Origin of the sequence: Paracoccus sp. SY (assembly GCF_002901215.1) — a bacterium.
GTDB lineage: Bacteria > Pseudomonadota > Alphaproteobacteria > Rhodobacterales > Rhodobacteraceae > Paracoccus > Paracoccus acridae.
Genome location: NZ_NWMQ01000070.1, coordinates 1 through 8,837 on the forward strand (window position 1 = coordinate 1; position 8,837 = coordinate 8,837).

Consider the following 8,837-nt stretch of genomic DNA (forward strand, 5'->3'; position numbering starts at 1 on the left):
CGACCCGGATTCGCCCACAAGGCAGACCGTTTCGCCCTGCCGGATCGTCACGTCGATGCCCTTGAGGACCTGGGGGTTGCCCGGCGTTTCCGGCAGGCTGACGGTCAGGTTGCGGGCCTGCAGCGCGACGGGGGCGCCGTCGAAGTTGCGTTTCTTGAACAGCATCGGCTTATCCCGCCCGTTTCTTCAGCCGCGGATCCAGCATGTCGCGCGCCGCGTCGCCCAGAAGGTTGATCGACAGGATGCACAGCGACAGCGCCAGACCGGGATAAAGGATCAGTTCCGGCTTGATGCGGAAGAACATCCGCCCTTCCGCCATGATATTGCCCCAGGTGGGGGTTTCGGTGCTGACGCCCGCGCCCAGGAAGGACAGGATCGCCTCGGTCAGGATGGCGGATGCCAGGATATAGGTGCCCTGCACGATCAGCGGCGCCAGCGTGTTCGGGACCAGGTGGCGGACCAGGATTTTCGGCATGGACGTGCCAAGGGCGATTGCTGCCTCGACATAGGGTTCCTCTCGCGCGGCCAGCACGACGGCGCGGACCAGGCGGACGACGCGCGGGATTTCGGGGATGGTGATGGCCGCGATGACGGAACCCACCGAGGGGCCGTTCAGCGCGACAAGTGCAATCGCCAGCAGGATCGACGGGATCGCCATCAGCGCGTCCATCATCCGCATGATGATCGCATCGGCCGTGCGAAAGAAGCCCGCGACCATGCCGATCACCAGTCCGATCAGGACCGAGACCACGGCGGTCGCGATGCCGATGATCAGCGACAGCTGCCCCCCGATCAGGACGCGGCTGAAGATGTCGCGGCCGAAATTGTCCGTGCCCAGGGGGTGCCCCTCGATCGGGCCTTTCAGGCGGGCCAGCGGGTTCATCGCCAGCGGATCGTGCGGCGCGATCCATTGCGCCAGCAGCGTCAGCACCACGATGACGGCCAGCACAAGGGCGGCGATCTTGCTGCCCCACCCGAACTGGGGCAGCCGCAGCGCGCGAAGGACCGGCTGCATGGCCGAGGTGGGCGGCGGAACGGGGGACATCAGTAGCGGATCCTCGGGTCAAAGAAGCTGTAGCTGAGGTCGATGAGCAGGTTCACCAGAACGTAAAGAAAACTGGTCAGCAGGATCATCGCCTGGATCACCGGATAATCGCGGGCCAGGATCGCATCGACGGTCAGCCGCCCGATGCCGGGGATGTTGAACACCGTCTCCGTCACCACGACGCCGCCGATCAGCAGCGCAAATCCCGTCCCGATCACCGTCAGGATCGGCACGGCGGCGTTCTTCAGCGCGTGGCGGAACAGGACGGTGCGTTCCGGCGCCCCCTTGGCGCGGGCGGTGCGGATNGTCCTCGCCCAGGACCTCAAGCATGTTGGCCCGCGTCATGCGCGCGATCAGCGCGATATAGATGGTGCTGAGCGTCAGCGCGGGCAGGAAGGCGTTGGACAGGAACGCGCCCAGGCCCCGGCTGATCGGCGTATAGCCCTGGACCGGGAACCATCCCAGCTTCAGCGAAAAGATCAGGATGAAGATATAGCCGATCACGAAGACCGGGACCGAAAAGCCCAAGACGGAAAAGGTCATCACCGCGTAATCCGCCCCGCTGCGGTGCTTCCATGCGGCCAGCACGCCCATCGGCACGGCCATGGCGACCGACATCAGGATCGTCAGGATCGCGATGGCGAAGGTCGGCCCGATCCGGTCGGCGATCATCGAGGCCACCGGCGTGTTCGAGATCAGCGAGACGCCCAGATCGCCGCGCAGCAACTGGCCCAGCCAGGTCACGAACTGGATGTGCAACGGCTGGTTCAGGCCCATCGCCTCTCGGATCCGTTCCAGTTGCGCGGGGGTCGCCATGTCGCCCGCGATGATCGCGGCCGGATCGCCCGGTGTCAGGCGCAGCAGCAGGAAGACGAAGACGGCGACCAGCAGCATCACCGGGATGACGGCCAGGATGCGCCGCAGGATATAGCCCAGCATCAGGTTTCCTCGGATCGGAGGGAGGGCAGGTCAGGGGCGGCGCAAGGCACCGCCCCAGCTTGGCGGCCTGTCACTCGGCCTTCTGGAGGTTCCAGAACACCGGCACCGGCGAGTTGATCATGTCGGTGATCCCCGCGCGACGTGCTTGGGGCAGGGTGTATTGGCCCAGCGGGATCAGCAACCCGTTGTCGATGCCATGGGCCTGGATTTCCTCGGCCACGGCCTTCTGGGCATTGGCATCGGCGGCGTCGATGAAGTTTTCCTTCAATTCTTCGACGCGCTCGTCGGTGGGCCAGCCGAACCAGGCGTCGTCGCCGCGCCCGTTCAGCATCGGGTTCGAGATCGGGTTCGAAATCTCGGGCACCATCCAGTTGGTGATGAAGATGTTCCACCCGCCTTCGGCCGGGGCCGCCTGGCTGGCGCGGCGGGTCACCAGGGTCTGCCAGTCCATCGGCTGCAGATCGACCTGGAAGCCCGCCTTGCGCAGGGCCTGGGACACCACCACGGGCTGCGTGGCCAGGGCCACCATGTCGGTGGGAGCCATCAGCACGACGGGCGTGCCGTCATAGCCGGCCTCTTGCAGCAGCGCCTTGGCTTCCTCGACCCCGCCGCCTTGCGTCAGCGTCTCGGTGCCGACCTCGCTGCCCAGGGGGGTGCCGCAGCCCATGATGGCGCCGCATACCTGATAGTATTCGGGATTGCCCACCATCGCCGCCAGCACGGGTTCCTGCTGGATCGCCTTCAGCGCGGCCTGGCGGATCTGCTGGTTGTCGAAGGGCGGGTGCAGGAAGTTCATCCGCACCATGGTCTGCATCCCCGTCGGCTCGCGCTTTTCGACCACGATGTTCGGATCACCCTCCAGAAGGGCCAGCAGATCGACCTGCATCTGTTCGATATAGTCGATCTCGCCGCTGGAGAGCGCGTTCACCGCGGTCTGGATGTCGGGCATGTTCACCCATTCGACGCGATCGACGTTCACGACCTTGCCGCCGGCCATCCAGTCGGCAGGTTCGTCGCGCGGAACGTATTCGTCGAATTTCTCATAGACCACGGTCAGGCCCGGCTGGAACTCGGCCTCGACAAAGCGGAAGGGGCCGGAACCGGTGTAATCCGTGATCGCCTCGTCGGCCGAGGTTTCGGCCACGCGGGCGGGCATGATGAAAGGCGGCAGCGCCGATTGCTTGGACAGGATGTCCAGCATCGGCACGAAGGGTTCGGTCAGGGTCCAGGTGATCGTCTTGTCATCCGTCGCCTCGAGGCTGGCGGTGCGGTCCATGATGACCTGCCCGCCGGCGTCCTTTTGGCCCCAGCGTTTCAGCGACGCGACCGCGTCGGCGGCGGTCACCGGCGCGCCGTCATGGAAGGTCAGCCCGTCACGCAGGGTGAAGGTATAGGTCAGCTGGTCGTCGGACACGGTCCAGTCGGCCATCTGCGGCTGCGGCTGGTACTGGCTGTCCTGCGCGATCAGCACGTCATAGATCATGTAGGCGTGGTTGCGCGTGATATGGGCCGTGGTGATCACCGGGTCCAGGACGCGCAGTCCCGAATGCATCACGGCCTTGACCGTCGTTTCGGCCCAGGCCGTCCCGGCCAGCATGGTCGAGGCAAGAAGCGTCGCTGTCAGTCGGTTGAACATGAGATCCTCTCTGTTGATCGATGTCGCGGGCCGATCTTGGCGTCAGCCTTGCGCGGGTGGGGTGAAGGGCGGGCCGCCCGGCTCCAGCCGGATACCGGGATGCAGGTGGCGGAAGGGCAGGCGGGCCGGGCTGAGGGGCATGGGTCCGGGCGCCGTGCAGATCAGGATGTCTTCGGCGATGGGGGCGAAATCGGCCCGGAAATGGTTCGAGCTTTTGACCACCAGGATGGCCTGGGCCTCGGGCTCTATCCCCAGGAAGCGGAACATCTCTCGGTCGGCCATCTGGGCCTTTTCGGACGCAACAGCGACGCGGACCCCGCCGATGCGCAGGCAGGCCGAGGGGCCAAGCTGCAGATGGGCGCCGCCGTAATAGGGGCCGGTGGCATGGCACCGGCCGTCCGATAGGCGTTCCACCGTGAAGGTGCCGGCATAGGGGGCGTCACCTTCGACCCCCGACTTGCCGCCCAGGGACAGTTCGATCTGTGCCCCAACGCCTGCCGCATGGGCTGCGGCCGCAGCCTGGGGATCGGTGATCAGCCCGATGGCCGCATGCCGGGCATCCGCCTGGATCAGCGCCCGCAACATCCCCGTCGTGTCGGAATCGCCCCCCGCGCCGGGGTTGTCCTGCGTGTCGGCGATGACAACGGGGCGCGTGGCCGTGGCGGCAAGGCGCTGCGCCTCGGCCACGCCGTCGTCAGGCAGGAAGGACCGGCCCTGAAAGGCTGGCTCCGCCTCGCGCACAGCCTGCGCGATCCGGTCGGCGGCCGCGTCCGCCTGATCCTGGCTTTCCGCATAGGCCACGACCGAGGGACGGCAATCCGCGAAATCCGCCGCCGGAAAGCCCATGAAGAACGACGCGCAGACACCTTCGGCATCAAGTTCCGCCACCAGGTCGTAAAGCCCGGCCGCAGGCTGGCCCATGGTGGACTGCCAGGCAATCGGGATCAGGAAATCAAGCTGCCGGAACGCCTTGAAGCTGGCCCCGCCTGCCATCAGCCGGCCCAGTTCGGCTGCCGCCCGCTGGCCGGTCAGGGCCATGTCCACATGCGGATAGGTGCGGAACCCCATCAGCAGATCGGCTTCATCGACCATCTGCGCGCTGATGTTTCCATGCAGGTCAAGCGCCGCGACGATGGGCACATCGGGGCCTACGACCTCTCGCACGCGGGCGATCAGCGGTCCTTCGCCATCGGGCGCGCTCTCTGCCACCATGGCTCCGTGCAGGTCCAGGAACACCCCGTCCACCGGCAGCACCTGCCGCAGACCCTCGACGATTTCATTGCTGATGGCGTGATAGCAGGCGGCGGTCACCGGGGCTGATGGCACGGCGCCTGCCCAGGTCAGCGGCACCAGATCCCAGCCGTGGCTTTCGGCATGGTCGATCGCGCCAGCGACCGGCAGGTTGACCTGCCGCCCACGTTCCAGAATCTGCGTGCCGCGGCTTAACGGCAGATAGCCGCCCCCTTGTTCGAACGCGGCCATGTCGGCAGGGCTGGGGGCAAAGGAATTGCTTTCATGGACAAACCCCGCAAGGGCAACGCGCGGCGCGTGATCTTGATTGAGAGATGCCACCATTGCGTATTGCGATCCGATACGACTGCATTGCATGGTGAGTGTAGTTAGTGAATTTTCCTTGTGTCAACATTGGAGATGCAGAGGATGCAGGAAAACCCGGCCATGTCCCTGTCGAACCCTGGGGATTCCTTGTTCGTTCAGTCCCTTGCGCGTGGGATGAGCGTTCTTGAGGCATTCCGTGAAGCCGACGGGCCGCTGTCGCTGGCGCAGATCGCCACAAGGGCAGGGCTGACACGCAGCGCGGCGCAGCGCCTGGTTCATACCTTTCGCAAGCTGGGCTATCTGACCTTGTCGGAAGACGGGCGCGGCTTCCGCCTGGACTTGCCGATCCTGGACCTGACGCATGACTATCTGCGGCTGAACCCTTTGGTTCGACGCGCCAGTCCTGTGCTTCTGGAACTGCGCCGCAATGTCCGTGAACGGGTGGACCTCTCCCTGTTTGACGGCAGGCGGATGGTCTATGCCGCCCGGATGCAAAGCAAGCGCGAGACGTTCTTTGCCACCCTGGTGGGCAACAGTGTGCCCACGGCCTGCACGTCCGGGGGCTGGGCCGTCATGGCAATGCTGCCGGACGATGAGGTGGACACGATCCTGGAGGGACAGCAAATCCCGGAGATCACGCCGCGGACACTCACCGACCCGTCCGCGATCCGGGAACAGATAGCCTTGACCCGCGCGAATGGTCACGCGCTGGCAATCGAACAGATCCTGATGGGAGAGGTGGCTGTCGGTGTGGCCATTCCCGACGCCGACGGACGCCCGATTGCGGCGATCCACATTGCGGCCTCGCTTTCGGAATGGGCCCCCGAGGATTTCCGGCGACGCGTGGCGCCCCTGGCTGCCGAGGCCGTGCGCAGCATCCTGTCCAACTGACGACTTCGGCAGCAGCGGTCCTTGTCATGTCACCCAGGACCGCGTTACCGGCTTCCCGATCGCCATCCCGGATCCCGCGACAAGAACTCCGTCACGCGGCAAGGCCGACGCGCCTGCGGATCGTTTCATCCCTCAGCGAGACTTCAGCCCCCAGGAACTCGTCCCCGTCCGGGCCGCACAGCCACACAAGCGCCCGCGCCGGCCATTCGGGCGGAACATGCACCGACCAGTCAAGTTGGCTGACCGGATTGACCCCACTTCTTCGGATGCTGTCCTGCATGTCCGTCGCCACGGTTCCAGGCGAAAGGCTGATGGCGCGGATGCCGTCGCCGCGCGCCTCGTGATCCAAGGCGCGGGTCAGCATCCAGGCTCCGGCCTTGCTGGCGCAATACGCGCTCCAGCCTTGCTGGGGGTTATGGGCGGCGCCCGACCCGACGGTCAGGATCGTCCCGCCGCCCTGGGCGCGCATCACCGGAAGGGCCGCGCGCATCCCATGAAAGACCCCCTTCAGGTTGACATCGATGGCCTGTCCCCAGTCATCCACATCGGCTTCGGCAAGTCCAGCGATGGGGCCGATCACACCAGCATTGTTCACAAGGACATCAAGCCGGCCGAAGCGATGACAAACCTTGGCCACCGCATCCTCCATGTCGCCAGCCTTCGCGACATCGCCGGAAAAGGCGAACCCGCCGATCTCTGCTGCAAGATCATCCACCGCGCTTCTGTTCCGGGCCATGACTCCGACCAGGGCGCCCGCCTTGGCGAAAGCACGCGCCGAAGCGGCGCCGATGCCGCGGCTTGCCCCGGTGACGAGAACCACCCTGCCATCAAGGTTGACCATCCTATCCTCCTTAGACTTCATGCCGGGATCCGATGCTCTGTCGCCCTGAGCCCTCAACAAAATCACTCAGACGATTTGTGCAGCAAAGTTCCCGGTCTATTGCATAACCTGCAGACTTGGACAACGATCCTGAAAACATGAGGGGAGGCGGGAATGCGCGGATCGAGAGCGACACGGATACTGCTGGCGGCGACGGCGCTGAGCCTGGCATGGACAGCGACGGCGATTGCCAATGACTATCCTCATGCCAGCGAACCCATCGGCACCGTCGAGCAGATCTATGACGGGCATCTGACGCCGGATCTGGCGGTCAGCACCTTCCGCAACATTGACCGTCTGTTCCCGGTCCGCACCATCGAAGCGAGCGACACGCCGCGCGCCCTTCCCCAGGCGCCACAGGATCTTGCGGCCATGGTATCCTTCGACATCGATGGCACGACTTATGACCTTTATGATTTCCTGGCGCTCGACAACGTGACCGGGCTGATCGTGCTGAAGGATGGCGCGGTCGTTTGCGAAACCTATCAGCGCGGCAATACGCCCGAGACACGCTGGATGTCGATGTCGGTCGCGAAGTCCATCACCTCGACGCTGGTGGGTGCGGCGATCAAGGATGGGCATATCGACAGCCTGGATGACATGGTGGTCGATTATGTCCCCAGCTTGAAGGGCAGCGCTTATGACGGGGTCAGCATCCTCGACATCCTGCGCATGGCTTCAGGAGTGCGGTGGAACGAGACCTACACCGATCCGCAGTCCGACCGCCGCGACCTGCTGCGGGCACAGATCGCACAAGAGCCAGGGGCCGCCATGAAGGTCATGGCCGCGCTGCCGCGTGCCAGCGAGCCCGGCACGGCCCATACCTATTCGACTGGCGAGACGCAGGTCCTGGGGGAAATCGTCCGGGGTGCAGTCGGCAAGCCTCTGGCCGAGTATCTGTCCGAAAAGATCTGGCAGCCTTACGGGATGGAGGCCGACGCGAACTGGTGGCTGGATTCTCCTGACGGGGTCGAGATCGGGGGCAGCGGCCTGTCGGCCACATTGCGCGATTTCGCACGCTTCGGTCAGTTCTTCCTGGAAGGCGGGGTGATCGACGGCAAGCCTGTTCTGCCTGATGGTTGGACCGAGGAGGCGGGCAAGCCGCAGACGCTGAAGGATGGCAGCGTGATCGAATACGGCCTGATGTGGTGGCCCGGCTGGACCGAAGCCTCGATCGCCGACAAGGCCTTTGCGGCGATCGGCATCCAGGGCCAGAACATCTACATCAACCCGACCAGGAACATCGTCATCGCCACGCATATGTCACAGCCAAAGCCCGTCGGGAAAGAGCCGATCGACCCGCTGGTGTTCTTTGACGCTGTTGCCGAGGCGTTGGAATAAGGGGAGATGGACCCTTCCACCAACTGTCTGGATCTCTGACGCGCTCGGAATTCCCTGGGACGTGAAAATCTCAATCAGAGTCATCAAGGGATGGTGGCTTTGATGGCGGTTGAGATCACGCGAAGGGATATGTCGGCCGGCGAACTTCGGGCGAAGGCGGCGCGGCAGATGCTGGCGATTGCTCTGGTTCTGAAAGGCGCAAAGGTCTGCCTTCTGGAGGCCTTGGCGGAGAGTTCAAACCCCTCTGCTCTGCGGCTGCACCCCAGCCTGACCGAGTTCTACCGCGCGAAGACCTCCGGCTTGGCTGCGACCCTCTCGACCCGGCGGCCCAGCTCCAGGCCATCTAAGCGCTACGCGGCTTGATCTCCGAGACCGAAGAGGGGCGGCACGCGGCTCGCGATCAACCTGCACGGCGCGCTTGCGAGCCTGTTGCGGCGGGCGACTGGGCAGCCCGTCCACGCACTGCGGACGCCTGCCACCCGAACGCAGAAAGCCCTCGCTTTTGGCGAGGGCTTGATCGGGAATGTTGGTTGCGGGGGCAGGATTTG

Annotated in this window: 7 protein-coding genes and 1 pseudogene; 3 read left to right on the forward strand and 5 right to left on the reverse strand. The window is 64.9% G+C overall.

The window, feature by feature from the left end:
- Positions 1-169: 169 nt before the first annotated feature.
- The 4 genes and pseudogenes from CK944_RS20590 to CK944_RS20605 form a co-directional block, all read right to left on the reverse strand.
- The gene (locus CK944_RS20590) at positions 170-1,045 is read right to left on the reverse strand and encodes an ABC transporter permease (RefSeq protein WP_103174933.1); all 876 of its coding nucleotides are present in this window, start codon (positions 1,043-1,045) and stop codon (positions 170-172) included.
- Positions 1,045-1,984, reverse strand: a pseudogene (locus CK944_RS20595) (ABC transporter permease). Before CK944_RS20595 ends, CK944_RS20590 begins: the two are co-directional and overlap by 1 nt.
- Positions 1,985-2,054: 70 nt before the next feature.
- The gene (locus CK944_RS20600) at positions 2,055-3,620 is read right to left on the reverse strand and encodes an ABC transporter substrate-binding protein (protein ID WP_103174934.1); all 1,566 of its coding nucleotides are present in this window, start codon (positions 3,618-3,620) and stop codon (positions 2,055-2,057) included.
- A 42-nt stretch (positions 3,621-3,662) separates the two neighbouring features.
- On the reverse strand, positions 3,663-5,195 hold the full coding sequence (locus CK944_RS20605; RefSeq protein WP_103174935.1) for a M81 family metallopeptidase: 1,533 nt from the start codon (positions 5,193-5,195) through the stop codon (positions 3,663-3,665).
- A 102-nt stretch (positions 5,196-5,297) separates the two neighbouring features.
- Between CK944_RS20605 and CK944_RS20610 the strand changes: the two genes are divergently transcribed.
- The gene (locus CK944_RS20610) at positions 5,298-6,068 is read left to right on the forward strand and encodes an IclR family transcriptional regulator (RefSeq protein WP_256388174.1); all 771 of its coding nucleotides are present in this window, start codon (positions 5,298-5,300) and stop codon (positions 6,066-6,068) included.
- Positions 6,069-6,159: 91 nt separating this feature from the next.
- Here CK944_RS20610 and CK944_RS20615 read toward each other — a convergent pair whose 3' ends face one another.
- The gene (locus tag CK944_RS20615; protein ID WP_103174937.1) at positions 6,160-6,909 is read right to left on the reverse strand and encodes an SDR family oxidoreductase; all 750 of its coding nucleotides are present in this window, start codon (positions 6,907-6,909) and stop codon (positions 6,160-6,162) included.
- A 153-nt stretch (positions 6,910-7,062) separates the two neighbouring features.
- Between CK944_RS20615 and CK944_RS20620 the strand changes: the two genes are divergently transcribed.
- Both CK944_RS20620 and CK944_RS20625 read left to right on the forward strand, forming a co-directional pair.
- The gene (locus tag CK944_RS20620; RefSeq protein ID WP_103174938.1) at positions 7,063-8,289 is read left to right on the forward strand and encodes a serine hydrolase; all 1,227 of its coding nucleotides are present in this window, start codon (positions 7,063-7,065) and stop codon (positions 8,287-8,289) included.
- Positions 8,290-8,391: 102 nt separating this feature from the next.
- Complete coding sequence (locus CK944_RS20625) at positions 8,392-8,652, forward strand: hypothetical protein (protein ID WP_146038735.1); 261 nt, start codon at positions 8,392-8,394, stop codon at positions 8,650-8,652.
- Positions 8,653-8,837: the final 185 nt, after the last annotated feature.